The 25,714-nt window shown below is 70.2% G+C and carries 24 protein-coding genes and 1 tRNA gene; 14 read left to right on the forward strand and 11 right to left on the reverse strand.

The window, feature by feature from the left end; all coding sequences use genetic code 11:
- The 3 genes from repSA to OO69_RS38920 are packed head-to-tail and all read left to right on the forward strand — an operon-like array spanning position 1 to position 2,821.
- A complete protein-coding gene (gene repSA / locus OO69_RS38910; RefSeq protein WP_033285659.1) occupies positions 1 to 1,395 on the forward strand; it encodes a replication initiator protein RepSA in 1,395 nt (464 codons plus the stop codon).
- Positions 1,392 to 1,601: a helix-turn-helix domain-containing protein gene (locus OO69_RS38915; protein WP_033285660.1), complete on the forward strand. Its 210-nt coding sequence runs from the start codon at positions 1,392 to 1,394 to the stop codon at positions 1,599 to 1,601. Before repSA ends, OO69_RS38915 begins: the two co-directional genes overlap by 4 nt.
- Positions 1,598 to 2,821, forward strand: coding sequence for a site-specific integrase (locus tag OO69_RS38920; RefSeq protein ID WP_033285704.1), 1,224 nt, complete (start codon positions 1,598 to 1,600; stop codon positions 2,819 to 2,821). The genes OO69_RS38915 and OO69_RS38920 overlap by 4 nt, the downstream gene beginning before the upstream one ends.
- A gap of 73 nt (positions 2,822 to 2,894) precedes the next feature.
- On the opposite strand, the gene OO69_RS38925 is transcribed toward OO69_RS38920, so the two are convergent.
- The 7 genes from OO69_RS38925 to galU form a co-directional block, all read right to left on the reverse strand.
- Positions 2,895 to 2,968: transfer RNA gene (locus tag OO69_RS38925), tRNA-Ala, on the reverse strand.
- A 61-nt stretch (positions 2,969 to 3,029) separates the two neighbouring features.
- Entirely contained in the window at positions 3,030 to 4,427 is a 1,398-nt protein-coding gene (gene glpR / locus OO69_RS38930) for a gephyrin-like molybdotransferase receptor GlpR (RefSeq protein ID WP_033285661.1), read from the reverse strand.
- A 241-nt stretch (positions 4,428 to 4,668) separates the two neighbouring features.
- Entirely contained in the window at positions 4,669 to 5,283 is a 615-nt protein-coding gene (locus OO69_RS38935; protein WP_033285662.1) for a GNAT family N-acetyltransferase, read from the reverse strand.
- A gap of 20 nt (positions 5,284 to 5,303) precedes the next feature.
- Positions 5,304 to 5,834, reverse strand: a complete 531-nt coding sequence (locus tag OO69_RS38940; RefSeq protein WP_033285663.1) for a MogA/MoaB family molybdenum cofactor biosynthesis protein — start codon at positions 5,832 to 5,834, stop codon at positions 5,304 to 5,306.
- Positions 5,831 to 6,343: a cyclic pyranopterin monophosphate synthase MoaC gene (gene moaC, locus OO69_RS38945; RefSeq protein WP_033285664.1), complete on the reverse strand. Its 513-nt coding sequence runs from the start codon at positions 6,341 to 6,343 to the stop codon at positions 5,831 to 5,833. The genes OO69_RS38940 and moaC overlap by 4 nt, the downstream gene beginning before the upstream one ends.
- A gap of 62 nt (positions 6,344 to 6,405) precedes the next feature.
- Complete coding sequence (glp, locus tag OO69_RS38950; protein WP_033285665.1) at positions 6,406 to 7,728, reverse strand: gephyrin-like molybdotransferase Glp; 1,323 nt, start codon at positions 7,726 to 7,728, stop codon at positions 6,406 to 6,408.
- Between the two features lie 5 nt (positions 7,729 to 7,733).
- Entirely contained in the window at positions 7,734 to 8,636 is a 903-nt protein-coding gene (gene galU / locus OO69_RS38955; RefSeq protein WP_033285666.1) for a UTP--glucose-1-phosphate uridylyltransferase GalU, read from the reverse strand.
- Positions 8,637 to 8,767: 131 nt separating this feature from the next.
- On the opposite strand from galU, the gene OO69_RS38960 reads away from it, so the two are divergent.
- Positions 8,768 to 9,349 carry a 5-formyltetrahydrofolate cyclo-ligase gene (locus OO69_RS38960; RefSeq protein ID WP_420707945.1) on the forward strand — a complete coding sequence of 194 codons (582 nt, stop codon included), beginning with the start codon at positions 8,768 to 8,770 and terminating at the stop codon, positions 9,347 to 9,349.
- 68 nt (positions 9,350 to 9,417) lie between these two features.
- Here OO69_RS38960 and OO69_RS38965 read toward each other — a convergent pair whose 3' ends face one another.
- Positions 9,418 to 12,168, reverse strand: coding sequence for a penicillin acylase family protein (locus tag OO69_RS38965; protein WP_199811115.1), 2,751 nt, complete (start codon positions 12,166 to 12,168; stop codon positions 9,418 to 9,420).
- A gap of 194 nt (positions 12,169 to 12,362) precedes the next feature.
- On the opposite strand from OO69_RS38965, the gene OO69_RS38970 reads away from it, so the two are divergent.
- The 6 genes from OO69_RS38970 to mscL all read left to right on the forward strand — a co-directional run bounded on the left by OO69_RS38970 (position 12,363) and on the right by mscL (position 18,209).
- Complete coding sequence (locus tag OO69_RS38970) at positions 12,363 to 13,943, forward strand: potassium/proton antiporter (RefSeq protein WP_033285669.1); 1,581 nt, start codon at positions 12,363 to 12,365, stop codon at positions 13,941 to 13,943.
- A gap of 270 nt (positions 13,944 to 14,213) precedes the next feature.
- Entirely contained in the window at positions 14,214 to 15,488 is a 1,275-nt protein-coding gene (locus OO69_RS38975; RefSeq protein ID WP_033285670.1) for an MFS transporter, read from the forward strand.
- A 70-nt stretch (positions 15,489 to 15,558) separates the two neighbouring features.
- Positions 15,559 to 15,882 (forward strand): FmdB family zinc ribbon protein, encoded by a 324-nt coding sequence (locus OO69_RS38980; RefSeq protein WP_033285671.1) that lies wholly within the window; start codon positions 15,559 to 15,561, stop codon positions 15,880 to 15,882.
- Between the two features lie 110 nt (positions 15,883 to 15,992).
- The gene (locus OO69_RS38985) at positions 15,993 to 16,826 is read left to right on the forward strand and encodes an S-methyl-5'-thioadenosine phosphorylase (RefSeq protein WP_033285672.1); all 834 of its coding nucleotides are present in this window, start codon (positions 15,993 to 15,995) and stop codon (positions 16,824 to 16,826) included.
- 165 nt (positions 16,827 to 16,991) lie between these two features.
- Complete coding sequence (locus tag OO69_RS38990) at positions 16,992 to 17,573, forward strand: hypothetical protein (RefSeq protein WP_033285673.1); 582 nt, start codon at positions 16,992 to 16,994, stop codon at positions 17,571 to 17,573.
- A 174-nt stretch (positions 17,574 to 17,747) separates the two neighbouring features.
- Positions 17,748 to 18,209: a large conductance mechanosensitive channel protein MscL gene (gene mscL / locus OO69_RS38995; protein ID WP_033285674.1), complete on the forward strand. Its 462-nt coding sequence runs from the start codon at positions 17,748 to 17,750 to the stop codon at positions 18,207 to 18,209.
- Between the two features lie 8 nt (positions 18,210 to 18,217).
- On the opposite strand, the gene OO69_RS51575 is transcribed toward mscL, so the two are convergent.
- Positions 18,218 to 18,394: a hypothetical protein gene (locus OO69_RS51575; RefSeq protein ID WP_106971187.1), complete on the reverse strand. Its 177-nt coding sequence runs from the start codon at positions 18,392 to 18,394 to the stop codon at positions 18,218 to 18,220.
- Positions 18,395 to 18,443: 49 nt separating this feature from the next.
- Here OO69_RS51575 and OO69_RS39000 point away from each other — a divergent pair, with 49 nt between their 5' ends.
- From OO69_RS39000 to OO69_RS39015, 4 genes are all read left to right on the forward strand, one after another.
- Positions 18,444 to 19,667, forward strand: a complete 1,224-nt coding sequence (locus tag OO69_RS39000; RefSeq protein ID WP_033285675.1) for a low temperature requirement protein A — start codon at positions 18,444 to 18,446, stop codon at positions 19,665 to 19,667.
- Between the two features lie 140 nt (positions 19,668 to 19,807).
- Positions 19,808 to 20,836 carry a P1 family peptidase gene (locus tag OO69_RS39005; RefSeq protein WP_033285676.1) on the forward strand — a complete coding sequence of 343 codons (1,029 nt, stop codon included), beginning with the start codon at positions 19,808 to 19,810 and terminating at the stop codon, positions 20,834 to 20,836.
- Positions 20,837 to 21,075: 239 nt separating this feature from the next.
- Positions 21,076 to 22,302, forward strand: a complete 1,227-nt coding sequence (locus tag OO69_RS39010; RefSeq protein WP_051801535.1) for a L,D-transpeptidase — start codon at positions 21,076 to 21,078, stop codon at positions 22,300 to 22,302.
- A gap of 157 nt (positions 22,303 to 22,459) precedes the next feature.
- Positions 22,460 to 23,215: a DUF6227 family protein gene (locus OO69_RS39015; RefSeq protein ID WP_033285677.1), complete on the forward strand. Its 756-nt coding sequence runs from the start codon at positions 22,460 to 22,462 to the stop codon at positions 23,213 to 23,215.
- 37 nt (positions 23,216 to 23,252) lie between these two features.
- Here OO69_RS39015 and OO69_RS39020 read toward each other — a convergent pair whose 3' ends face one another.
- The gene (locus OO69_RS39020; RefSeq protein WP_033285678.1) at positions 23,253 to 23,507 is read right to left on the reverse strand and encodes a hypothetical protein; all 255 of its coding nucleotides are present in this window, start codon (positions 23,505 to 23,507) and stop codon (positions 23,253 to 23,255) included.
- A gap of 115 nt (positions 23,508 to 23,622) precedes the next feature.
- The gene (locus OO69_RS39025) at positions 23,623 to 25,671 is read right to left on the reverse strand and encodes a PTS fructose transporter subunit IIABC (RefSeq protein WP_033285679.1); all 2,049 of its coding nucleotides are present in this window, start codon (positions 25,669 to 25,671) and stop codon (positions 23,623 to 23,625) included.
- Positions 25,672 to 25,714 lie beyond the last annotated feature (43 nt).

Here is a 25,714-nt window from a genome sequence, read left to right on the forward strand (position 1 = left end):
GTGACTGACACCGCCACCTTGGCGGGACTCGACCCGGCCACCCTCAGCGACGTGCTGAGGGTGGCCGGCTCGGCCCACTTCGACCGCTGGCAAGACCAGATCCGCCGCACGGGCGGCTGCTCCGACCCGATCCGCCTCGCCGGCGCCACCAAGACCATCGACCCGACCACCAAGACCGTGCTCTACGCCTACACGACCGAGCACGAGCCCGGCGGCATGCTCCGGATCGCGTGCGGCAACCGCCGTGCCTCGCGCTGCCCTGCCTGCGCCTGGACCTACGCCGGCGACACCTACCACCTCATCCGCGCCGGCCTCGTCGGCGATCCCGCCAAGGGCACCCCACACACGATCCGCGACCATCCCCGCGTCTTCGCCACCCTCACGGCGCCCTCGTTCGGCCCCGTCCACAACCGCCCCGGCAAGCGGCCCTGCCGCTGCGGCCAACGCCACGGCGAGGAGGCGCCCGAACTCGGCACCCCGCTCGACCCGGCGACGTACGACTACGCGGGCGCGGTGCTGTGGAACAACCACGCCTCCGACCTGTGGCGCTACTTCACGATCTACCTCCGCCGCGAGATCGCCAAGCGCGCCGGCCTCACCCAGAAGGACGCACACGCTCAGTCCCGCGTGGCCTTCGGCAAGGTCGCCGAATACCAGAAGCGCGGAGCCGTCCACTTCCACGCCGTAATCCGCTTCGACGGACCGGACGGACCCGACAGCCCACCCCCGGCCTGGGCCACCCTCGACCTGCTCGACAACGCGATCCGGGCCGCCGCTGCCCGCGTCCAGGTCGACGTCGACCCCGCCGGGGACCAACCGGCCCGCACGCTGCGCTGGGGCACGCAACTCGACGTCCAGCCGATTGGCGCATTCGGCCACGGCGAGGAGATCACCGAACAGGCGGTCGCCTCCTACGTCGCCAAGTACGCCACCAAAGCGGCCGAGACCACGGGCACGGTCGACCGCCGGATTGGCAACAAGGAAGCCCTCGTGCTGCTCGGCGTGCCCGACCACCCGAGCCGGCTGATCGAAGCCTGCCTCGACCTGCACGCGCTCTACCCGGACCGAAAGCTCCGCGACTGGGCCCACATGCTCGGCTTCCGCGGCCACTTCTCCACCAAGTCCCGCAGCTACTCGACCACCTTGGGCGCCCTGCGACAGGTCCGTGCCGACTACCGCGCAGCCCAACACCGCGAAGCCCTCGGCCTGCCCGACCCCGACGACCACCCGGAGGCAACCACGCTCACCCTCGCCCACTGGACCTACGCCGGCCACGGCTACACCCCCGGCGAGTCCTGGCTCGCCGCCAACATCCGCCGGGACATCGAGCTGAACCGCGAGACCGCCCGCGAAGCCCTGCAAGACCAACTCAAATGGGAGGAAGCCGCAGCATGACCGCGACTGTGATCACGCGCAAGTGGTACACCACGGCCGAAGTCGCCGAGATGCTCGGCTACGGCCTGTCCAAGACCAAGATGCTCGTACTGACTGGTGAGATCCATTCGCTCAAGGACGGACGCAACCGCCGCATCCTGCCCCGATGGGTGGATGAGTACGTCGAACGTCTCGCCCAGGAAGCCGAGCAGAGGTGGTCGGCATGAGCGGCAAGCGTGGCAACGGCGAAGGCTCGATCTACCCGTACAAGAACAGCTTTGCCGCATACGCCTGGGTCACCACTCCCGAAGGCAACCGCAAGCGGAAGTACGTCTATGGCAAGACCCGGGAAGAGGTCCACGAGAAGTGGATCAAGTTGCACGCTGAGGCCCAGAAAGGGCCGGTGGCCACCTCCACACCGACGCTGGCGCAGTACCTCGCGCGGTGGCTCCGGGAGGTCGTGGAGCCTGACCTGAAGCCCAAGACGGCCGAGACCTACGCCATGCACGTCCGCCTCTACATCGCGCCGGGACTCGGTTCGAAGCGGCTCGACAAGCTCACCGTGCGGGACGTCCGGAGCTGGGTCAACGACCTGTTGGATCAGTGCCAGTGCTGCGCTCAGGGCCTCGACGCGAAGCGGGACAAGCCTCGTTGCTGTGCCGCCGGCGACTGCTGCGAGCGCATCCCGTCGCGCCGTACGGTGCAGGACGCGCGCGCCGTTCTGCGGTCGGCGCTGACCAACGCGATGACGGAAGAGCTGATCTCGAAGAACGTTGCGGGCCTGGTCAAGGTGCGGTCGGCGCGCAAGGTGAAGCGCCATCCGTGGTCGGTGGAAGAGGCTCGGCAGTTCCTCGAAGCGGCCAGCGCTGCTCATGATTCGCTGTACGCGGCGTACGTGCTCATCCTGGTTCTGGGCTTCCGGCGGGGCGAAGTGCTGGGCCTCACCTGGAAGAGCGTGAACCTGGACGCCGGGGAGGTCACGGTGGAGATGCAGCTACAGCGGATCAACCGGCGCCTCGTGCATGACGAGACCAAGACCGAGTCGTCCACGGCCACGCTGCCGCTGCCGCAGATCTGCGTGACTGCGCTCCAACTCCACTGGCAGGAAAGGGAGTTGGCGAAGCAAGCCGCCGGCGAACTGTGGAGTGACTCCGACTTCGTGTTCACCACGCGCTACGGTACGCCGTTCGAACCGCGCAACTTCAACCGCCGGTTCACCGATCGCTCGTCCCGCGCGGGCGTCCGCCGTATCCGGCTGCACGACACCCGGCACACGTGCGGCTCGCTCCTGGCCGCGCTCGACGTGCACCCTCGCGTCGCGATGCAGATCCTCCGGCACAGCAAGATCGCGGTCACGATGGAGGTCTACACGCACGTGCCCTCGGAGTCGACACGGCGGGCGCTTCGCAAGCTGGGCAAGCACCTTGGGAAGCAAGATCCAAAGTAGTTGCTGTACTTCGCTGCTGTACGACGCAAAAGAGCCCCAGCCGGATCACTCCGACTGGGGCTCTGAGCTGCGGTGGACCTGTGGGGATTTGAACCCCAGACCCCCTCGATGCGAACGAGGTGCGCTACCAGACTGCGCCACAGGCCCTTGCAACGAGTGAAACTCTAGCATCCCCGTCAGGGTGCTTGGAAATCGGTTCCTTGCCTGGTCACTCGTTGGCCGCGCGGGGCCGTTCGCCGTCCTCGTACTGATCGAACAGGGGCGTACGGCCCCGCTCGCGGGCGCGCCGGGCGGAGGCGGCGCGGCGGGCATCGGTACGGCCGTCCACCGTCGACCTGTCCTCCGACGGGTCCTCCGCGTCCTCGTCCAGAGCATCCCGAGCATCCCGGGTGTCCTGGGCATCGCGGGCACCGCGCTCGTCCCGCCCCCCACCCTGCGCCTCCTGCTCCGGCGCCACGGAGCTGGAGCGGGCCGAGCTCCACGCGTCCGGCGCCCCGAGGTCCACGTCGGACGTGGCGCGCGGCGCGACCGGCGCGGTGACGTACGTCGGCAGCGGTACCGGTACCGGGTCCCAGCTGTCGCCCTGGCCCGGCCGGCGCTGCCGCTCACGCTGCTGGTCGACCCACTCGGCGTGGTCGGTCTGCTCGACGAGGGCGCGGCGGTCGGCGGCGAGCGCGGACAGCCCGGGGTCCGTCTCCGGCTCCGGACCCTCCTCGGCGTCGTCGATCCCGGCGTCCACGGACGCGCGCCTGCGCGGCTGACGCTCCCTCAGTCGCTGCGCGGCGACCTCGGCCCTGCGCCGGTCCATCTGGTAGGCGAAGCGGCGGCGTTCCTGGGTGCGCAGGTAGGCGATGTATCCGCTGAGGAGCACCGCCGGTACGCCGGGCGCCCAGAGCAGGGCGAGCCCGCCGACCGCCGCGACGATCGCGCCGAGCGTGAAGGCGAGGAAGAGCATCACGGTGGTACGTCTGCGGCGCGCGAGCACCTTCACCCGCCGGGCGCGCGCCGCCGCGGCCTCCTCGGCGGGCGAACGCCGCGCTACCGGGACGCGCTTGCGCGCAGACGCAGGCGCGGAGGCGGGCGCGGGTCCGGACTTGGGTGCCTGGACCGGCACGGAGGCTTGGTGCGGTGCCGACTTGTGCGCCTGCTCACGCGCCGGTTCACGGACCGGCTCGCGCTCGGGTTCGCGCGCCGACTCCCGCGCCGCCGCGCGCTCTGTTTCCCGTGCCGCAGCACGCTCCGATTCACGGACCGCCCCACGCTCCGGTTCTCGCGCCGCTTCCGGCCGTTCCTGGCTCTGCTGCCGGACGGGCGCGTGTACCTGGGGACGGGCCGGGGGCATGGCGAAGGCCCGGACGTCCACCGAGTCGGTGACGGCGTCCGGCACGACGGCGCTGGGCTCCTCCTCCTCGGTGGAGCGCGCCCGCAGGTCCTTGGCGTACCGGCGCTCCATTCCCGCCCGTCCGGACAGCAGCCGGATGGCGGTGCTGAAGCGTTCCGTCGGACGGGCCTCGTTCAGCTCGTCCTGCCTACGGAGCCACATCGGCACCAAGTAGGCGGCCCAGGCCCCGACAATGACTGCGTAGATGAGGCCGCTGCTGCTCACGCCTCACACGGTAGAGGGGTTTGCGTGAGGCCATCTGCCAATTGAGCCGGTGTGTCGCACGATCTGGCTGATATTTCGAGCTTTTTTTGTGATGGATGCGATCAACAGGCCGCCGAGTTGGCGAATTCATTGCCCGAAGACGGTCATCCGTCGATCACTTTCGAACACGTATTCCATTTCCGGGACGTCCGGGACTTCCCGCCTCCACGCCCCCACGCCCCCGCTCCTCCACGCCTCCGGGTTATGCGGGATTGTCGTGCGGGGTGCTCCGGGAGCGTGCCCGCTGCCAGCGGGCCAGCAACCCCTCGGGCACCTCTTCCGCGGTGAGCGCGAAGACGAGGTGGTCGCGCCAGGCGCCGTCGATGTGGAGATAACGGGGCCTGAGCCCCTCCTCACGGAATCCGAGTTTCTCGACGACCCGGCGGCTGGGGCCGTTCTCCGGGCGAATGCAGACCTCGATGCGGTGCAGTCCCACGGCACGGAAACAGTGGTCCACGACAAGCGCCACGGACGTCGGCATCACTCCGCGGCCGGCCACCGACTCGTCCACCCAGTAGCCGATGTGGCCCGAGCACATGGAGCCCCAGGTGATCCCGGCGACCGTCAACTGCCCGACCAGGCGCCCCTGGTATTCGATGACGAACGGCAGCATCCGGCCCGAGTTCGCCTCGGAGCGGAGATGCCGGACCATCTGCCGGTACGTCGGCCGGTGCGCGATCGGCCCGCTGGGGGTGGGCGGCGGAATCGTCGCCTCCCAGGGGCGCAGCCAGTCCCGGTTGCGCCGGTTGACCTCGCGCCAGGCCCGCTGGTCGCGCAGTTTTATCGGCCTCAGGACGATGTCGCCGTCCACCAGCACGGCAGGCCAGGATGGGCTGTTCAGCTCGCACCCCCACTGGTGTCGGCGGGTCTGGTGTGATCGCCGCCTCGGATCTGGTCGACGGCGTGCGCCAGCAGGGGCTCCAGGACGGCGAGGCCGTCCCTCACCCCGCCGGTGGACCCCGGCAGGTTGACGATCAGTGTGCGCCCGGCGACTCCGGCCAGGCCCCGGGAGAGCGCCGCGGTCGGCACCTTCTCCCGTCCGTACGCCCGAATGGCCTCGGCGATGCCCGGCACCTCGTAGTCGATGACCGCCCGGGTCGCCTCGGGGGTGCGGTCGGTGGGCGAGATGCCGGTACCGCCGGTGGTGACGACGGCGTCGTAACCGGCTTCTACGGCGGCCCGCAGCGCGGCCTCCACCGGGTCGCCGTCGGGGACCACCCGCGGGCCTTCGACCGCGAAGCCGAAGCCCTTCAGGCCGTCGGCGATCAGGGGGCCGCCCTTGTCCTCGTAGACGCCGGAGGCGGCGCGGTTGGAGGCGGTGACCACCAGGGCGCGGTACCGCGCGGGCAGGGTGCCGTCGGGCGTCATGTCCGGCTCCAGTCGCCCGACTTGCCGCCCGTCTTCTCCTCCACGCGCACGTCCGTGATGACCGCTCCCTTGTCGACCGCCTTGACCATGTCGATCACGGTGAGCGCGGCGACGGAGACCGCGGTGAGCGCCTCCATCTCGACGCCCGTGCGGTCCGTCGTCTTCACGGTGGCCCGGATCCGTACGGCGTCGTCCGCGACCGACAGATCCAGTTTCACACCCGACACCGACAACGGGTGGCAGAGCGGGATGAGGTCCGGGGTGCGTTTGGCGCCCATGATCCCGGCGATGCGCGCGGTGGCCAGGGCGTCGCCCTTGGGGACGCCCTCGCCGCGCAGCAGTTCGACCACGCGGGGCGAGACGAGGACGCGTCCGCTGGCGGTGGCGGTGCGCGCGGTCACGTCCTTGCCGGACACGTCGACCATCCGGGCGGCGCCCGCGTCGTCGATGTGCGTCAGTCGGTCGTGCGCAAGGGGTCCAGGGGTGTCCCCCTGGAAAGGCTCAGTCATGCTGTGTGGCGCTCCCGGTCCGGGCGTGTTGTGCGCGACACGGTACCGCCAACCAGCAGTACTCAGCGGAGCAGGACCACTTCGACCTCGGTGCCGGGTTCCACGGACTCGACGTCCTCGGGGACGACGATCAGCGCGTCGGCGAGCGCGAGGGCCGCGACCAGGTGCGATCCGGCGCCCCCTACGGGGGTGACCTCGCCGTCGGCGTACGTCCCGCGCAGGAACTGTCTGCGCCCCTTCGGGGAGGTCAGCGCCTTGTCCGTGGTGAGGGTGGCCCGGGTCCTGGGGCGGTGGACGTCCTCCAGACCCATCAGGGCGCGGATCGCGGGCCGGACGAACAGCTCGAAGGAGACGTACGACGACACCGGGTTGCCGGGGAGGGCCAGCAGCGGGATGTGGTCGAGGCCGATGGAGCCGAAGCCCTGGGGTTTGCCGGGCTGCATGGCGAGCTTGCGGAAGTCGATCCCGGCGCCCTCCTCGTCCTCGTCGCCCACGGAGGACAGCGCCTCCTTGACGACGTCGTACGCCCCGACGCTCACGCCGCCGGTGGTGACCATGAGGTCGGCGCGGACGAGCTGGTCCTCGATGGTGTCGCGGAGGGTCTCGGCGTCGTCGGCGACGGCGCCGACCCGGTAGGCGATGGCTCCGGCGTCGCGGGCGGCGGCGGTGAGGGCGAAGCTGTTGGAGTCGTAGATCTGGCCGTCGGCCAACTGCTCGTCGGGCTGGACGAGTTCGCTGCCGGTGGACATGACGACCACGCGCGGGCGGGGGCGCACGCGGACCGTGCCGCGGCCGATCGCGGCGAGCAGGGCGATCTGCGGCGGGCCGAGGACGGTGCCGGCGTCCAGGGCGCGGTCCCCCGCCTTCACGTCGCTGCCCTTCGCGCGTACGTGCGCGCGTGCCTCCGCCGAGCGGTACACGTGCACGTGCCCGGTGGCGGCCTCGGGGGCCTGGCTGCGGGCCCGCATGCCGGTGACCGGGCCGTCGCCGAGGCCTCCGTCGGTCCACTCCACGGGGACGACGGCCTCGGCGCCGGGCGGAAGCGGGGCGCCGGTCATGATGCGGGCGGTCTCCCCCGGGCCCACGCGGAGCGGCTCGGCGTGGCCCGCCGCGACGTCGCCGATCACCGTCAGGACGGCCGGGAACTCCTCGCTCGCGCCCGCGACGTCCGTGACCCGCACCGCGTACCCGTCCATCGAGCTGTTATCGAAGGGCGGGAGCGAGACCGGCACCGTGATGTCCTCGACCAGGACGCAGCCCTGGGCGTCGAGCAGTTGCAGCTCGATGGGTTCCAGGGGGCGGACGGTCGCGAGGATGTCCTCCAGGTGCTCGTCCACCGTCCAGAGGTGGTCGGGCCCTGCGGTGCGGGTCGCGGCGGTGCTCAACGTTGCTACATCTCCTCGGCTACGTAACTGCGAAGCCAGGCCCGGAAGTCCGGCCCCAGGTCTTCACGTTCGCACGCGAGTCTGACAATGGCACGCAGATAGTCGCCCCGGTCGCCGGTGTCATAGCGGCGGCCCTTGAAGACCACGCCGTGCACGGGGCCGCCGACCTTCTCGTCGGTGGCCAACTGCTGGAGGGCGTCGGTGAGTTGGATCTCGCCGCCGCGGCCCGGCTCGGTCTTGCGCAGTATGTCGAAGATGTGGGGGTCGAGGACGTAGCGGCCGATGATCGCGTAGTTCGACGGGGCGTCGGCCGCGTCCGGCTTCTCGACCAGGCCGGTCACCTTGACGACGTCGTCGTCCGCGGTGGCTTCCACGGCAGCGCAGCCGTAGAGGTGGATCTGCTCGGGGGCGACCTCCATGAGGGCGACGACGCTGCCGCCGTGCTGCTCCTGGACCTCGACCATGCGCGCGAGCAGGGGGTCACGGGGGTCGATCAGGTCATCCCCGAGGAGGACGGCGAAGGGCTCGTGGCCGACGTGCGGGGCGGCGCACAGGACGGCGTGGCCGAGGCCCTTGGGGTCGCCCTGGCGGACGTAGTGCATGGTCGCGAGGTCGCTGGACTCCTGGACCTTGGCGAGCCGGCTCGCGTCACCCTTCTTCTGGAGGGCGGATTCGAGCTCGTAGTTGCGGTCGAAGTGGTCCTCCAGGGGACGCTTGTTGCGTCCGGTGATCATGAGGACGTCGTCGAGCCCAGCCGACGCGGCCTCTTCGACCACGTACTGGATCGCGGGCTTGTCCACGACCGGCAGCATCTCCTTGGGAGTTGCCTTCGTGGCCGGCAGGAACCTGGTGCCGAGACCGGCTGCGGGGATGACAGCCTTGCTGATCCTGGGGTGCGACTGAGTCATGCCCGAACCTTATCCGGTGCCTTTGTGCAGAATCTGTGGCTCCGGTTAAAACGCTCTCATATGAGCACATTAGGAGGGTACGGGTGGAACCTGTGCGGCACCTAGGACGTCAAGCCGAGCCTGACAAGCGAATGTTGCGACGAGAGTTCCTCACGGTGAGGAACAGGTTGACGGCCGATGACGTGCGGGAGGCCGGCGTCGCGCTCGCCGACCGCGCCCTGGAACTGCCCGAGTTGGCGCACGCGCGCACTGTCGCGGCGTACGTCTCCGTCGGGAGCGAACCCGGAACGCTCGCGCTCCTGGACGCACTCCGCGCGCGGGACGTCGACGTCCTCCTCCCCGCGCTCCTCCCGGACAACGACCTCGACTGGGGCGCCTACGACGGCAAGGGCTCGCTCGCGCGGGTCCGACACGGCGGAAAGATGGCCCTGTTGGAGCCCTCCGGGGAGCGACTCGGCCCGGACGCCGTGACCGCCGCCGACGTCGTCCTGCTGCCCGGCCTCGCGGTCGACGGGCGCGGGATGCGCCTGGGGCGCGGCGGGGGGTCGTACGACCGCGTGCTGGCGCGGCTGGAGCGGGCGGGCGCGCATCCCGCGCTGGTGGTGCTGCTGTACGACTCCGAGGTCGTCGGGAAGGTGCCCGCGGAGGCGCACGACCGGCCGGTGCGGGCGGTGGTGACGCCCTCGGGTGTGCGGCGGTTCGCGGCGAACTGAACGGGAAGCGAAATGGCCCTCCACGCACGCGTGGAGGGCCATTTCCGTTTGTCCGGTTGTTCAACGACTCACGGTTTGAGCACCAGGGTGTCGCTCGTGCTGCCGTCGACCGCCTTGGACGAGAACGACCACGGCAGCAGCTCACCGTCGACCCATTTGCCGGTCTGGTCGGTGTAGTGCGCGCTGAAGGCGTGTCCGGAGGCTCCGGTGAGGTTGATCCACTTGGACTTGTCGAAGTCGTCCAGGTTGACCACCATGCGCATCGACGGCACCCAGACGACCTCGTAGCCGCCCGCCGCGTTCCAGCCGGTCGCGTTGACCGTGGCCTCGCCGCCGCTGAGCTTCCAGGGGCCGCGGTTGAGGATGTACTGGACGATGGCGGGGCCGTCGGTGCCCAGGGTCTGGTTCTTCAGGAACAGGCGGTGCAGCCGGCCCCAGCTCCAGGTGTCGATGTCCTTGCCGAGCTTGGCGGTCAGCTCCCAGCGGGCGTCGATCATGGCGCGCTTGAACAGCTGGTTCATGTTGCTCGCCCCGGGGCGGTTGCCCGACGCGGGGGTCTTCCACCAGGCGTTGGTGGGGTCGTCCATGAGCTTGCGGACGACCTCGAACCAGCGGTCGCCGCCGTCCGGCTGGGCCTCGTCGGCGTCACGCTCGCCGCACTCGCGCACCTTCTTGTTGTCCTCGTCGGCGGGACCCGTGGTGTCGACCGGCGAGACGAACAGGCACTGCCCCTCGACCCGAAGCTCCTTGGGCAGCTTGTTGCCGAAGGCGAGCTTGAGGATGTTGCGCCAGACCGAGTTGAAGTAGGCGGCAGCCGCCGAGTCGGCGTCCTGGGTGTAGTCCCAGCCCTCCAGGAGCTTCTGGGCCTCGCGCACGTCGGCGTCGGGCTCGTCGATCTTCAGCAGCTTGGGCACGAGCAGCTTGGCGATCTCGCTGCTGTCGTCGAGCTGCATCTGCCGCATGTCGTCGGTGGAGATCTTGCCGCCGCCGTCGATCTTCGACTGGATCAGATCGGTGATGCGCTGGCTGCGGGTGCCGTAGCCCCAGTCCGTGGTGAGGGTGTACGGGTACTTGTCCTTGTCGATCACCGCCTGGTTGGCGGTGACGATGTAGCCGCGCTTGGGGTCGTACTCGTACGGCAGGGCGGCCTGCGGGATGTAGCCGGTCCAGTCGTACTTGGAGTCCCAGCCGGGCACGGGCAGCGAGCCGTCGCCCTTGCCGCGGATCGGGATCCTGCCGGGCAGGGTGTAGCCGATGTGGTTCTTGGTGTCGGCGTAGACGAGGTTCTGCGAGGGCACGTCGAACTTCGCGGACGCGGAGCGGAACTCGCTCCAGTCGGACGCCTTGTCGATGGCGAAGACTGCGTCCATGGTGGTGCCCGGGTCCTCGGCGGTCCAGCGCAGGGCGATGCCGTAGCCGTCGCCTCTGTCGGGGGCCGCGGCGTCGACGGTGGCCTTCTTGCCGACGTTCACGAGTTCGTCGTTGCGGTCGGACAGCAGCGGGCCGTTGTTGGTCTCCCGGACGACGATCTTCTTGGAGGCGCCGCCGGCGACCTTGATGGTCTCCGTGCGGGTCGTGAAGGGCTTCGTCGTGCCGTCGGACAGGTAGCCGTCGCCGGAGAGCTTCTCCAGGTAGAGGTCGGTGACGTCGACCCCGGAGTTGGTCATGCCCCAGGCGATGTTCTGGTTGTGGCCGATGACGACGCCGGGCATGCCCGCGAAGGTGTAGCCGCTGACGTCGTACTGGCACTTGCTGGAGATCGCGCGGCAGTGCAGGCCCATCTGGTACCAGACGGACGGCAGCGAGGCTTCCAGGTGCGGGTCGTTGGCCAGGAGGGGCTTGCCGGTGATGGTGTTCTTCCCGGCGACGACCCAGGAGTTGGAGCCGATGCCCTGGCCGTTCACGCCGACGGCCGTCGGGAGGTCGTCCAGGACGTTCGAGAGGCCCGCCAGCTGGCTCGTGAGGGCCGATCCGGACGAGGACGACGTCGAGCCCGTCGTGCCGCTCGTGGACGTGCTGGAGGAGCTGTCGCCGCCGTCGAAGGTCTTGGTGTACTCGTCGTACTCGCCCTCGGTGACGATCGGCTGGTTGCGGCTGTACGGGTACTCCGGGTACAGGTCCGCGATCTGCTGGGGGCCGAGGCGGCTGGTCATCAGGGCGCGGTCGATCTCGTCCTTCATGTTGCCGCGCAGGTCCCAGGCCATCGCCTTGAGCCACGCGACCGAGTCGACCGGGGTCCACTTCTGGGGCTTGTAGTCGTTCCTGAAGCCGAGGGCCGCGTACTCCAGGGAGATGTCCTTGCCGTCCTTGCCCTGGAGGTAGGCGTTGACTCCCTTGGCGTACGCCTGGAGGTACTTCTTCGTGGAGGCCGACAGCTTGGTGTCGTACTCCTTCTGAGCCACCCGGTCCCAGCCCAGGGTGCGCAGGAACTCGTCGTTCTTGACCTGGCCCTTGCCGAACATCTCGGACAGCCGCCCGGCGGTCATGTGCCGCCGCACGTCCATCTCGTAGAACCGGTCCTGCGCCTGGACGTAGCCCTGCGCCATGAACAGGTCCGCGTCGGAGGACGCGTAGATCTGCGGGATGCCGTAGCTGTCACGCTTGACGTCGACGGGTCCGGAGAGGCCGTCGAGCGTGATCGAACCCGTGGTCTGCGGGAGGGAGGCGCGGACCGTGCTGACGGACCAGTACGCGCCGTAGACGATGCCCCCGATGATGGCCATTACCAGAACAAGCACCAGTAGACGGGCTTTGCGCCCCTTTTTCCTGCCGGACTTGCCGGGCTTATGACCCGATGAGGCGGTGGTGTTGGGGGGCATCGCTGTCCTTGCTGTCCTAACGCGAGCGGCAGGGCGGGCTGTGCTTTTGACTGAGCGCTGGAGCAACCATAGGCGCAGGGTCCCGAGCGACTTGACGCGGAGTCGGGTACCGGCGCGGACGGGCGTTCGATCTTGCCTCGCGAAGTGTCAAGAAAGCGTCAAGAGTTAGGTAAGGTAACGAAGTACTTGGACGCATGGCGCCGCGGCGTCGCGTCCCCTGTACATGTGCTGCCGCTCTGTACGCGCGTCAGCCGAGGAAGGGAAGGCCACTGACTGTCCACCACCTCGACCAGCTGCTGCTCGTCTGCTCGCTCGTCCTGCTCGTCGCCGTCGCGGCGGTCCGGATCTCCTCGCGCAGCGGGCTCCCCAGCCTGCTCGTGTACCTGGGGATCGGCGTCGCCATGGGCCAGGACGGCGTCGGCGACATCCACTTCGACAACGCCGAGCTGACCCAGGTCATCGGGTACGCGGCCCTGGTCGTGATCCTGGCCGAGGGCGGCCTCGGCACGAAGTGGAAGGAGGTCAGGCCGGTCCTGTCCTCCGCGGCCACGCTGGCGCTGGCGGGGGTGGCGGTGAGCGTCGGCGTCACGGCGGCGGGCGCGCACTATCTGGTCGGTCTGGACTGGCGGCAGGCGTTCATCATCGGGGCGGTGGTGTCCTCGACGGACGCGGCGGCGGTCTTCTCGGTGCTGCGCAGGATCCCCCTCCCCGCGCGCGTGACGGGCACGCTGGAGGCCGAGTCCGGCTTCAACGACGCCCCGGTGGTCATCCTGGTCGTCGCCTTCTCCACGGCCGGTCCGGTCGAGCACTGGTACCTGCTGGTGGCCGAGATAGCCCTGGAGCTGGCCATCGGCGCGGCCATGGGCATCGCGGTGGGCTGGCTCGGCTCCTGGGGGATGCGGCACGTGGCGCTGCCCGCCTCCGGTCTCTACCCGATCGCCGTCATGGCGATCGCGGTCACCGCGTACGCGGCGGGCGCCCTGGCGCACGGCAGCGGCTTCCTGGCGGTCTATCTCGCCTCGATGATGCTCGGCAACGCCAAGCTGCCCCACTGGCCCGCCACGCGCGGTTTCGCCGAGGGGCTCGGCTGGATCGCGCAGATCGGCATGTTCGTCCTGCTCGGCCTGCTGGTCACCCCGCACGAGCTGGGGGACGACGTCTGGCCCGCGCTCCTCATCGGCCTGGTGCTGACGATGGTGGCCCGCCCGCTCAGCGTGGTGGTGAGCCTCACGCCGTTCCGGGTGCCCTGGCAGGAGCAGACCCTCATGTCCTGGGCCGGGCTGCGCGGCGCCGTGCCCATCATCCTGGCGACGATCCCCATGGTGAACGGCGTCGAGGGCAGCCGCCGCATCTTCAACATCGTCTTCGTCCTGGTGGTCGTCTACACCCTCGTCCAGGGACCGACGCTGCCCTGGCTGGCGCGCAAGCTGAAGCTGGGCGAAGGCCCGGAGGCCGCCGACCTCGGCATCGAATCGGCTCCCCTGGAGCGGCTGCGCGGGCATCTGCTGTCCGTAGCGATCCCCGAGGAGTCGAAGATGCACGGCGTCGAGGTCAACGAACTGAGGCTGCCGGCCGGGGCCGCGGTCACCCTCGTCGTACGCGACGGAAAATCGTTTGTCCCGCTGCCCTCGACGGTCCTGCGACGCGGGGACGAGCTCCTCGTGGTCGCCACGGACCCCGTCCGGGACGCCGCCGAGCAGCGGCTGCGCGCGGTGGGTCACGGCGGCAAGCTGGCGGGGTGGCTGGGCACGGACACCACCGGCGCCGGTCGTTAAGGGCATGTTTCGTACGGTTCACACGTTCGCCAATCGCAGGTGAACGCACGCGTGGTGCCCGTTTTCACAGGCTCACCGGGCCTCATCACCTGTACGATGAAGGCACATTCTGATCGAACCAACTCTGCCTGAAGCAGTGCTGGCGCGACCGTATGGCGGCCGAATCCCTCTCCGCGTGGGCACCGGTATCCACCGCAGTTCCGCGCAAGAGGACAGCTCTCGGCGCCCCCCGCACAGGGCGCGCTACCAGGTGGCAGAAAGGCACGGGCCGTGGCATCCACGGTCACCTCCGGGACGGGATCCCGCCCCGGATACGGGCAGCTGCTGCGCACGCGCGGCGCCTGGACGTTCCTGCTCCCCGGCTTCGCGGCACGCCAGCCGTTCGCGATGCTCACCATCTCCATCGTGCTGCTCGTGCAGCACACCACCGGCTCCTACGGCGCGGCAGGCGCCGCCGCGGCCGTCACCGGCGTCTCCATGGCCCTGTTCGCGCCCTACAGCGGACGGCTGGCCGACCGCCACGGACAGCGGGCCGTCCTGCTTCCCGGCGTCCTGGTGCACACCCTGTCTGGCCTGACGTTCACGGCCCTCGCGCTCGGCCACGCGCCCCTGTGGGCGCTGTTCGTGGCGGCCGTGCCGACCGGCGCCTCGGTGCCGCAGATCGGGCCCATGGTGCGCGCCCGCTGGGGCGTGAAGCTCCAGGACTCCCCGCTGCTGAGCACGGCGGCCGCCTTCGAGTCCGTCACGGACGAACTGACCTTCGTCTTCGGCCCGTTGCTGGCGACCGCCCTGTGCACCGCCGTGACCCCGGCCGCGGGTCTGGTCACGGAGGCGGGGCTCACGCTGATCGGCGGTCTGCTGTTCGCCGCCCAGAAGAGCACCCAGCCCAAGGTGGCGCTCGCCGGGCACGCACGCGTGGAGCACGTTTCCGCACTGGGCATCCCCGGGGTGCGCGTGCTGATCGTGACCTTCCTGGGCATCGGTTCCGTCTTCGGCGGCATGCAGGTCTCCCTGGCCGCCTTCACCGAGTCGATCGGCGAACCCGGTCTGAACGGCGTCCTCTACGGCACGTTCGCGGCAGGCAACATGCTCTCCGGGCTCGTCTGCGGTGCCGTCGCCTGGAAGGTCGCCCCGCAGCGCCGCCTCCTGGTCGGCTACGCGGCGCTCGCGCTGACCGCGTCCGCCCTGTGGACCGCGCACTCGGTGCTGCTGCTGGCCGGCGTCGGCCTCCTGGTCGGCATGTGCATCGCGCCCGCCCTGATCACCGGCTACACCCTGGTCGAGGGGCTCGTCCCGGCCGGCGCCCGCACCGAGGCCTTCACCTGGCTGACCGGCGCGGTCGCCCTCGGCCAGGCCGCCGCCGTCACGGTCGCCGGACAGCTGGAGGACCGCCTGTGGGGCGGCGCCGGTTTCCTGGTCCCGATGGCCGGTACGGTGCTCGCCCTGGGGACCCTGGTGGCCCTCCGGTCACGGCTCGCGACCCGGCCCCGCAGCCGCACCGTGGCACGTGGCGTCGGTCACCGCGTGCCGGTGGCAGTGGACTGATCCCCGGGAATACGTCACTATGGACGCTCGTTAGCACTCATTGAGTGAGAGTGCCAGGAGGAAGACAACAGTGCCGACCTACCAGTACCAGTGCACCGAGTGCGGCGAGGGCCTTGAAGCGGTCCAGAAGTTCACCGACGACGCGCTGACCGAGTGCCCCAATTGCGGTGGCCGCCTGAAGAAGGTGTACTCCGCGGTCGGCATTGTCTTCAAGGGCTCCGGCTTCTACCGGAACGACAGCCGCGGCTCCTCGTCGAGCAGCTCGCCGGCCACCCCGAAGCCGTCGACGTCCTCGGACTCGAAGCCGTCCGCCCCCTCGACCTCGTCGTCCTCATCAGACTCGAAGTCGTCGAGCTCGGGCTCCTCGTCCAGCAGTAACAGCTCCGCCGCGTAGGACTTCTCCGCGGGACCCTGTCGTCGTACGACGACAGGGTCTTCGGTGTTTCCGGAGCCGGTTCCCGCATCCGTTCCTGTGGCTTTTCGGCGGCGGCTAGGGTGCTGGCCATGGCGAACGCAGAGATCGGCGTAATCGGCGGCTCCGGCTTCTACTCGTTCCTCGACGACGTGACCGAGATCGAGGTGGACACCCCCTACGGACCCCCCAGCGACTCCCTCTTCCTCGGCGAGATCGCCGGCCGGCGGGTCGCGTTCCTGCCCCGGCACGGGCGCGGCCACCATCTGCCGCCGCACCGCATCAACTACCGGGCCAACCTCTGGGCGTTGCGCTCCGTCGGCGTGCGCCAGGTCCTCGGCCCGTGCGCGGTGGGCGGGCTGCGCCCCGAGTACGGGCCGGGCACGCTGCTGGTGCCGGACCAGCTGGTGGACCGGACGAAGTCCCGGACGGGCACGTACTTCGACGGACTCCCGCTGCCCGGCGGCGCGGTGCCGAACGTGGTGCACGTGTCGCTGGCCGACCCCTACTGCCCGACCGGCCGGGCGGCCGCGCTGAAGGCGGCGCGCGGGCGGGACTGGGAACCGGTGGACGGCGGCACGCTCGTGGTGATCGAGGGCCCGCGTTTCTCGACCCGCGCCGAGTCGCTGTGGCACCAGGCGCAGGGCTGGTCGGTGGTCGGCATGACCGGCCATCCCGAGGCGGCGCTCGCGCGTGAACTGGAGCTCTGCTACTCCTCGTTGACCCTCGTCACCGACCTCGACGCGGGCGCCGAGACCGGCGAGGGCGTCTCCCACGACGAGGTGCTGCGGGTGTTCGCGGCCAACGTGGACCGGCTGCGGGGCGTGCTGTTCGACACAGTGGCCGCGCTGCCGGAGACCGGGGCGCGGGACTGCCTGTGCGCGAACGCGCTGGGCGGGATGGACCCGGGCTTCGAGCTGCCGTAACCGCGGCGGCTGGGGATGCGGAGAGGGGCCGGGGATACGGAACTCCCCGTTCGGGTGAGGGAGTTGTCCACAACCGGCGGGTAACACACGGGCTCCGGCAGGCATCGGCGCGAGGCCTCATCGTGGGGACCGCAAGCCGATCCCTCGTCACAGGTGGTGGTTCCCATGTCCCTCTCCCCTCCCTCCTTCCCCTCCTTCACGGGCCCGTCGGGTACGGATTCCTTCCCGCGCCCGCTGGGCACCGACGCCCCGCCCACGTGCGAGGTGCCGCACTTCGCGCCGGTGCGGGTGCGCGGCGGCCGCTGTCGACTGCGCCGGCTGCTACGGCACCGGAGGCGGGCGGTGGCCGCGGGGCTGGCGCTGACCGCGGCCGCACTTGTCGCGGCGGGCCCGCGTGAGGCGTCCGAGGCACGGCACAGCGAGCGGCCTCGGGGGCACCCGGTGGCCGATCCGGTACGGCAGCGCCGGGCGGTCGAGTGGGTGTCGGCGCCGGTGCGGATCGCCGACGCCGGTACGGTCCGGCTGCTGCGGGCCGGTGACCGGGTCGATGTGATCGCCGCCGAGGAGTCGGCGGCGGGCGGTGACGCTCACGTGGTCGCGCGCGGGGCGCGGGTGACGAAGGTGCCCGAGCCGCTCGAAGTGGCGGACGGCGGCGGGGCGTTGGTGGTGCTGTCGGTGCCACGCTCGACGGCGGCACGGCTGGCCGGCGCGAGCGCCACGGCACGGTTGGCGGTGACGATGTGCTGATCGGCCGGTTCGTCCGTGGGGTGGTCCGTGAGGTGAACCATGCCTTTCGGTGTCTCGGCGACTTGCTGTCAAGTCCCTCGTTCGAGTTACTGAATTGGACAGGGCGGCCGGGCCTTGACGTAGGTTGCGGAGCTGTCGGTTCCACCCCCTGCGCGTGCGAGAAGAGGCTCCGAGTTGAGCGAGAAGAAGAAGGAACCGGGCGTCTGGCAGGGCTTCAAGGCCTTCCTGATGCGCGGGAACGTCGTCGATCTGGCAGTCGCGGTCGTCATCGGCGCCGCCTTCACGAACATCGTCAACTCGGTGGTGAAGGGGATCATCAACCCGCTCGTCGGGGCGATCGGCACACAGAACCTGGACACCTACAGCTCGTGCCTGAGCAGCAGTTGCTCGGGCGACAAGGGCATCCAGCTGATGTGGGGTTCCGTCCTGGGAGCCGCCCTCAGCTTCGTGATCACCGCGGCGGTCGTCTACTTCCTGATGGTCCTGCCGATGTCGAAGTACCTGGCCCGGGCGGAGGCCCAGCGCAAGGCCAAGGAGGGCACGCAGGAGGTCATCGAGATCACCGAGCTGGAGGTCCTCAAGGAGATCCGCGACGCGCTCGTCGCGCAGCGCGGCGAGGGACACCGGGAGCCGTAACCGACGGCTCAGATGTGGTGGGGCGGCTTCTCGTCGAGGAAGCGCTTCAGGTCGGCCGCGCTGTCACCCTCGGGCCGCTCGCCCCACCCGCGGTCCGTGTCGTCCGAGGACGGCCGGCTCAACGGGTCGTCGAAGACCAGCGCGGGCTTCGGATCGCGCGGCTCGGGTGCGGGGACGGTACTCATGCGTCCAGGGTACGGCCCCCGGCCGACGTTATCTGCTGTGCTTGGCCCCATGACGTCCGAGACGCACAGCCCCCAGCGCCCCCTACGCCCCCTGCGCCCGCTCACCGCCCGGGGCCGGGACGAGCCGCACCGGGTCGCCTCGCCGCTGGAGCTCTTCTTCGACCTGTGTTTCGTCGTGGCCATCGCGCAGGCGGGCGTCCAGCTGGCGCACGCCGTCGCGGAGGGGCACGCGGGCGAGGGCGTCCTGAACTACGCGATGCAGTTCTTCTCGATCTGGTGGGCCTGGATGAACTTCTCCTGGTTCGCCTCGGCGTACGACAACGACGACGTGCTCTACCGGGTCGTCACCCTGGTGCAGATCGCCGGCGTCCTGGTCCTCGCGGCCGGGGTCTCGCGGGCCTTCGAGCAGCACGACTACCTGGTCGTCTGGCTCGGCTACGTGATCATGCGGCTGGCGATGGCCACACAGTGGCTGCGGGCCGCGAAGGACGCGGAGGGCCCGGAGAGAACCATGGCGGTGCGGTACGCGGGCGGCGTGCTGCTGTGCTTGGTCGGCTGGGCCGGGCTGGTGGTCGCGCCGGAACCCGCCCGGGCATGGGTGTTCCTCGTGATGGTGATCGCGGAGCTGTGCGTCCCCCTCTACGCCGAGAAGGACTTCACGACGCCCTGGCATCCGCACCACATCTCCGAGCGGTACGGGCTGTTCACGATCATCGTGCTGGGCGAGACGATCGCGGCGGCGACGGTCGCCGTGAAGTCCGGGGTGGACGAGAACGACGCGCTGGGCGAGCTGCTGCCCATCGCGGCCGGCGGACTGCTGATCGTGTTCGCCGCCTGGTGGATCTACTTCGTGGTGCCGATCCACGGGCACCTTCGCTCCAACCAGCAGGCGTTCCTGTGGGGTTACGGTCACTACCTGATCTTCGCGTCGGCGGCCACGATCGGCGCGGGCCTGGAGGTGGCGGTCACACAGGCGGTCGGCAAGGCCCACATCTCCACACCGGCGGCCTCCGCAGCGGTGACCCTGCCGACAGCGCTGTACCTGCTCACCGTCTGGGCGCTCCACGCCCGCCACTACAAGGTGGGCGTCACCCAGCAACTGGTGCTCCCCGTGGCCGCGTTGCTGGTGCTCTGCTGCACGTTCCTGGGCCAGTGGGCGGTACTGGCGGCGGGGCTGGTGTCGGCACTGACGGTGGCGGTCGGGGTGACGTTGACGGCACGGACGGCTGCCGCCGAGGAGAGCGGAACCGAGGCGACGGCGACGGCGGGCTGACCGGCACCGGAACAGTCGTCGAAGCTCAGCCGACCGGGACGGGAACAGGGGCCGAAGGCGGGCTGACCATCCCCGGGGCACCGGCGTGGACAGCTCCGATGGTCCCCGGATCGGCAGGGGGCTGGGCGAGACTGGCGCGCATGACAGTTGACGCGTTGACGGATGTGGCCGGGGTGCGGGTGGGGCATGCGACGCGGTCGGGGGACGGTTGGCTCACCGGGACCACGGTCGTGCTCGCGCCGGAGGGCGGAGCGGTGGCCGCCGTGGATGTGCGGGGCGGCGGACCCGGCACCAAGGAGACCGACGCGCTCGATCCGCGCAACCTGGTGCAACGGGTCGACGCGATCGTGCTGACCGGCGGCAGCGCGTACGGGCTCGACGCCGCGTCCGGGGTGATGGCCTGGCTGGAGGAGCAGGGGCGCGGGGTGCGGGTCGGCGCCGATCCGTCGCACGTCGTACCCGTGGTACCCGCGGCCTGTGTCTTCGACCTGGGGCGGGGCGGCGCCTTCCGGGCCAGGCCGGACGCGGCCACCGGGCGGACGGCGGTCGAGGCCGCCGCGATCAGCGGCCCCGGGGTGCGGGTGCGCGAGGGGTGTGTGGGCGCCGGTACGGGGGCGGCGCTCGGACCGTTGAAGGGCGGGATCGGGACCGCGAGCATGGTGCTGGACTCGGGAATCACGGTGGCGGCGCTGGTGGTGGCCAACGCGGCGGGTTCGGCGACGGACCCCGAAACGGGCGTGCTGTACGGGGAGTTGTTCGGGGGGAGGGTGGAGTATCCCGAGCCGCACGTCCACGAGGCCGCGCGGCTGCGCCTCGCCGAGGCAGCCGCCAAGAACGCGCCTCCCCCGCTGAACACCACGCTCGCGGTGGTGGCCACGGACGCCCAACTCACCAAGGCCCAGGCCCAGAAGCTGGCTGGCACGGCCCACGACGGCATCGCGCGCGCCGTACGCCCGGTGCACCTCCTGAACGACGGCGACACGGTCTTCACCCTCGCCACCGGCACCCGCCCCCTGGACGCCGAGAACCCCCTCGCCCTCAACGCCGTTCTCGCGGCCGGCGCGGACGTCGTGACCCGGGCGATCGTGCGCGCGGTACGCGCCGCCGAGCCAGTGGACGGACCCGGCGGGACATGGCCGTCGTACGAGGAGCTGTACGGGAGACGGTAGCCACCCCTCTGGAGGTTGGGATCTCCTCTAACCAGTCAAGCACCACGACAGTGGTTACTTTTACCCCCGGCCTCCAGAGGGGACGCCTGCCTGGCCCCCCGCCCCGCGTATGTCCCGGTTCTGTCACCGGACGGCGCCCATGAGGAACGCAGGGAACCCGTACAGCCACACGCCCCCTCTTTGTCCACGCAACGCAGCGGATCACGTATCACGCACACCACACGAACCTGGAGCAGCCCGTGACAACGCCGGACATAGCAGCGCGGCGCGTACTGGGGGCCATCGCCGCCCTGGTGGTCGGCACCCTCACCCTCAGCGCGTGTGGTGGCAACGCCAGCGCGGACGCCAACACCGACGGCAAGGGCGGCGGCAACACGACCGCCAAGACGTCCACCGCGAAGATCACCATCTCCGCCAAGGACGGCGCGACGAACGCGTCCATCAACTCCACCGGCGTAAAGGTCAGCGACGGCACGCTGACCGACGTGAAGATGACGGTCTCCGGTTCGGGGGAGGCCGTGGACGGCGCGATCGCCGCGAACGGCGCGAGCTGGAAGCCGAAGGAGCAGTTGGAGCGCGGCACCAAGTACCAGATATCGGCGACCGCGAAGGACTCCAGCGGCAAGACCGCCGCCGCCAACTCCATCTTCACCACCGTCACTTCGAGCAACAGCTTCATCGGGACGTACACCCCGGACAACGGGACGACGGTCGGTGTCGGGATGCCGGTGTCGTTCAACTTCGACAAGGTGATCAGCGACAAGAAGGCCGTGCAGTCGCACATCACGGTCACGTCCAGCACCGGCCAGCAGGTCGTGGGCCACTGGTTCGGGGCGCAGCGGCTCGACTTCCGGCCGCAGGACTACTGGAAGGCCGGTTCCAAGGTCACGATGAAGATCGACCTGGACGGCGTGCAGGGCGCGAACGGCGTCTACGGCGTGCAGAAGAAGACCGTGACGTTCAACGTCGGCCGCTCGCAGGTCTCCACCGTGGACGTCAACACGCAGACCATGACGGTCGTACGCGACGGCCAGACCCTCAAGTCCCTGCCGATCTCCTCCGGCAGCCCCGAACACACCACGTACAACGGGCAGATGGTGATCTCCGAGAAGTTCACCCAGACCCGGATGAACAGCCAGACGGTCGGCCTGGGCGGGGAGTACGACATCCCGGACGTGCCGCACGCGATGCGCCTGACCTCGTCGGGAACGTTCATCCACGGCAACTACTGGTACAACAAGTCCAACCCGCCCTTCGGCCAGACGGGCACCAGCCACGGCTGTGTCGGGCTCGCGGACGTACAGGGCGCGCAGGGCGCGACGAACGCCGCCTGGTTCTACGACAACTCGCTCATCGGCGATGTCGTGGTCGTGAAGAACTCCCCCGACAAGACGGTCGCCCCGGACAACGGGCTCAACGGCTGGAACATGGCGTGGAGCGAGTGGACCGCCGGAAGTGCTGCCTGACCGGCGGGTTTTGACGGAACTTCGGGCCGCGCGGGAACATCTCGCGCGGCCCGCGCGTTTTCCGGGCATACGTTTTCTCGGTTCCCGGACATGATGTCCGACCGAGGGGCTACGGTATGCACCCACAAGGTGACATGCAGCAACGCCGGGAGAAGCCTTGAGCGTTCCGTACGACACGGCAGCGTACGAACAACCCGAGTCGCCCGAGTCTCCGCAAGAGCATCTCGCGCGACTCCTCGGCCGTGCCCTGAACTCCTTCGAGCTGCCGGACGAGACGATAGGGCGTCTCGACTGCGCGCTGGCGCACGACAGTTCGCTGCACTCCGCGCACCACAGCGCCGGCCTGCACCGGGAGACGTACCGGCACACATGGCTGCTCGCCGACGGTTCCGCGCTCACCCTGTGGGAGCTCGTCCACAACACCGTGCTGGGCAGAGACACTCAGCACGAGGTGTACGTCGACGAGGAGGAGCTGCGCATCGCGACCGCGCGGCTGCCGCTGCCGCCGGACACACCGGAGCCCCCGGACTTCGAACTGCCGGTGATGGTGCAGCTGGCGCCGTTCCCGGAGCCCCGGCACACGTATCTGGCGGACGACTCCGCGGACCACGCGCGCCGTTTATTGCGCCGGGCGGAGAACGTGGACCGGCCGGACGGCGAGACGGCCGCGCTGCTGGAGACGGCGTTCGCGCACCAGATCACGCAGGCCTTCGGCCGCCCGTTCCGAGCGGGCCGCGCGGCGCTCTGCTTCTCGCTCTACGAGCACGCGTTCCTGCTGCAGGACGGCGCGGAGATCTCCCTCTGGGAGGTCGAGCACACGGCGACACCGGACGGCCGTCACATGTGCGAGGTGTACGCCAGCGAGGACGCGGCCCGCGACGCGATGGAGCGCCGGGCGGCGCAGGTCTCCTAGCAGCCCCGAGCCGGGCCGTTCAAAGCCCGCCGCCGAGTCAACGCCCGTCGCTGAGCTGTCGTACCAGACCCGCGAAGGCGTCCCGCTCCGCCGGGGTCAGTTCGACGGACTCCACGTGCGGAGCGGTGTGACGCTGGTTCGGGAGACCGTGCAGCGGGTGGGCCGCGTGCCACACGGTGGGCTCCGCGAGGGAGCGGCGCAGGACGCGCGTCAGGCCGAACACCCAGGCGACGGTCGCCAGGGCGAGAACGGCCACACCGGTCAGCTGGAGGATCGAGACGTGCTCAGGCATGCGTTCCAGTAGACACCACGGTCCGGGACCGTGGTCCCGGACCGTGACGTATCTCGCAGTTGCCGTGAACACCTCACGGTGGCCCAAAAGAGCCCAGACGGAGGCCGGAAAGAGGCTAGGCGGCGACCGGCTGCTTCGTGTCCGCCGCAGGAGCGGATATGTCCTCCGGCGCTCCGGGGGCCGCGCTGCCGGCAGGCGACTTGCGCATGCCCTTCAGTACGACGACCAGGGCCGCGCTGACGCACATGCCGACCGCGATGGCGATCAGGTAGAGGAACGCGTGGCCGATCAGCGGGACCACGAAGATGCCGCCGTGCGGGGCCCGCAGGGTCGCGCCGAACGCCATCGACAGGGAGCCGGTGATCGCGCCGCCCACCATCGCGGACGGGATGACCCGCAGCGGGTCGGCCGCCGCGAACGGGATCGCGCCCTCGGAGATGAAGGAGGCGCCCAGGACCCAGGCGGCCTTGCCGTTCTCGCGCTCGGTCTCGGTGAAGAGCTTGCCGCGCACGGTCGTCGCCAGGGCCATCGCCAGCGGCGGGACCATGCCGGCCGCCATCACCGCGGCCATGATCTTCATCGCCGAGTCGCTCGGGCTGGAGACCGCGATGCCCGCAGTGGCGAAGGTGTACGCGACCTTGTTGACCGGGCCGCCGAGGTCGAAGCACATCATCAGGCCGAGCAGGGCGCCCAGCAGGATCGCGTTCGAGCCGCTGAGGCCGTTGAGCCAGTCGGTCATGCCCTTCTGCGCCGAGGCGATCGGTTTCCCGATGACCACGAACATCAGGAACCCGACGATCGCCGTGGAGATCAGCGGGATCACCACCACCGGCATGATCCCGCGCACCGCCTTGGGGATCTTCACCTTCTGGATCGCCAGCACCACACCACCGGCGATCAGACCGGCGGCAAGACCGCCGAGGAAGCCCGCGTTGATGGTGGAGGCGATCATGCCGCCGACGAATCCGGGCACCAGACCCGGCCGGTCCGCCATGCCGTAGGCGATGTAACCCGCCAGCACCGGGACCAGGAAGCCGAAGGCGACGGCGCCGATCTGGAACATCAGCGCGGCCCAGCTGTCGGTCTGCGTCCACACGAAGTGGTCCATGACCGAGGGCGCCGACTTGATCTCGTAGCCGCCGATCGCGAAGCCGAGGGCGATCAGCAGACCGCCCGCGGCGACGAACGGGACCATGTAACTGACGCCGGACATCAGCCACTTGCGCAGCATCGAGCCGTAGCCCTCGCCCGCCTCGCCGCCGCGCTCGACCGGGGTCGGCGCGGATCCGCCGCTGACCTCGCCGCGCTCCGCCTTGCCGCGGACCTCGGTGATCAGCTCGGCGGGACGGTTGATGCCCGCCTTGACGCCGACGTCGACGGTCGGCTTGCCGGCGAAGCGCTCCTTCTCCCGTACGGGCACGTCGTGGGCGAAGATCACGGCGTCCGCCGCCGCGATCACCGCCGGGTCGAGCCGGGTGAAACCGGCCGAGCCCTGCGGCTCGACGACGAGTTCGACACCGGCGTCCCGGCCCGCGTTCTCCAGCGCCTCGGCCGCCATGTAGGTGTGCGCGATGCCGGTCGGGCAGGAGGTGACGGCGACGATACGGAACGGCTGCGCGTCGGCGCCCGTGTCCGCAGCGGCCGTAGAAGCCGTGGAACTGCCCGCCGCGGCGCCGGCGGAGGCCGCCACCGGCGTCGCGGCGGAGTCTGTGCCGCCCTCGGGTTCGTCGCCGCGGATCAGGGCCGCCGCGCTCTCCGCGTCGCCCACGGACCGCAGCGCGGACGTGAACTCGGCGTTCATGAGCTGCCGGGCCAGCGCGGAGAGGATCGTCAGGTGGGCGTCGTCGGCCCCGGCGGGCGCGGCGATCAGGAAGATCAGGTCCGCGGGGCCGTCGGGGGCACCGAAGTCGACGCCCTCGGCGCTGCGGCCGAAGGCGAGCGACGGCTCGGTGACGTACTCGCTGCGGCAGTGCGGGATGCCGATGCCGCCGTCCAGGCCGGTCGGCATCTGCGCCTCGCGGGCGGCCACGTCGGCGAGGAAGCCCTCCAGGTCGGTGACCCGGCCCTGGGCGACCATGCGCTCGGCGAGGGCACGTGCCGCCGCCTCTTTGGTATCGGCGGACAGGTCGAGGTCGACCAGGTCCGCGGTGATCATCTCGCTCATCGCGGGCTCCTTCGCACGCGTATCGCCCGGCAACTGCCGTGGG

Origin of the sequence: Streptomyces sp. NRRL F-525, assembly GCF_000716605.1 — a bacterium.
Classification (GTDB): Bacteria; Actinomycetota; Actinomycetes; order Streptomycetales; family Streptomycetaceae; genus Streptomyces.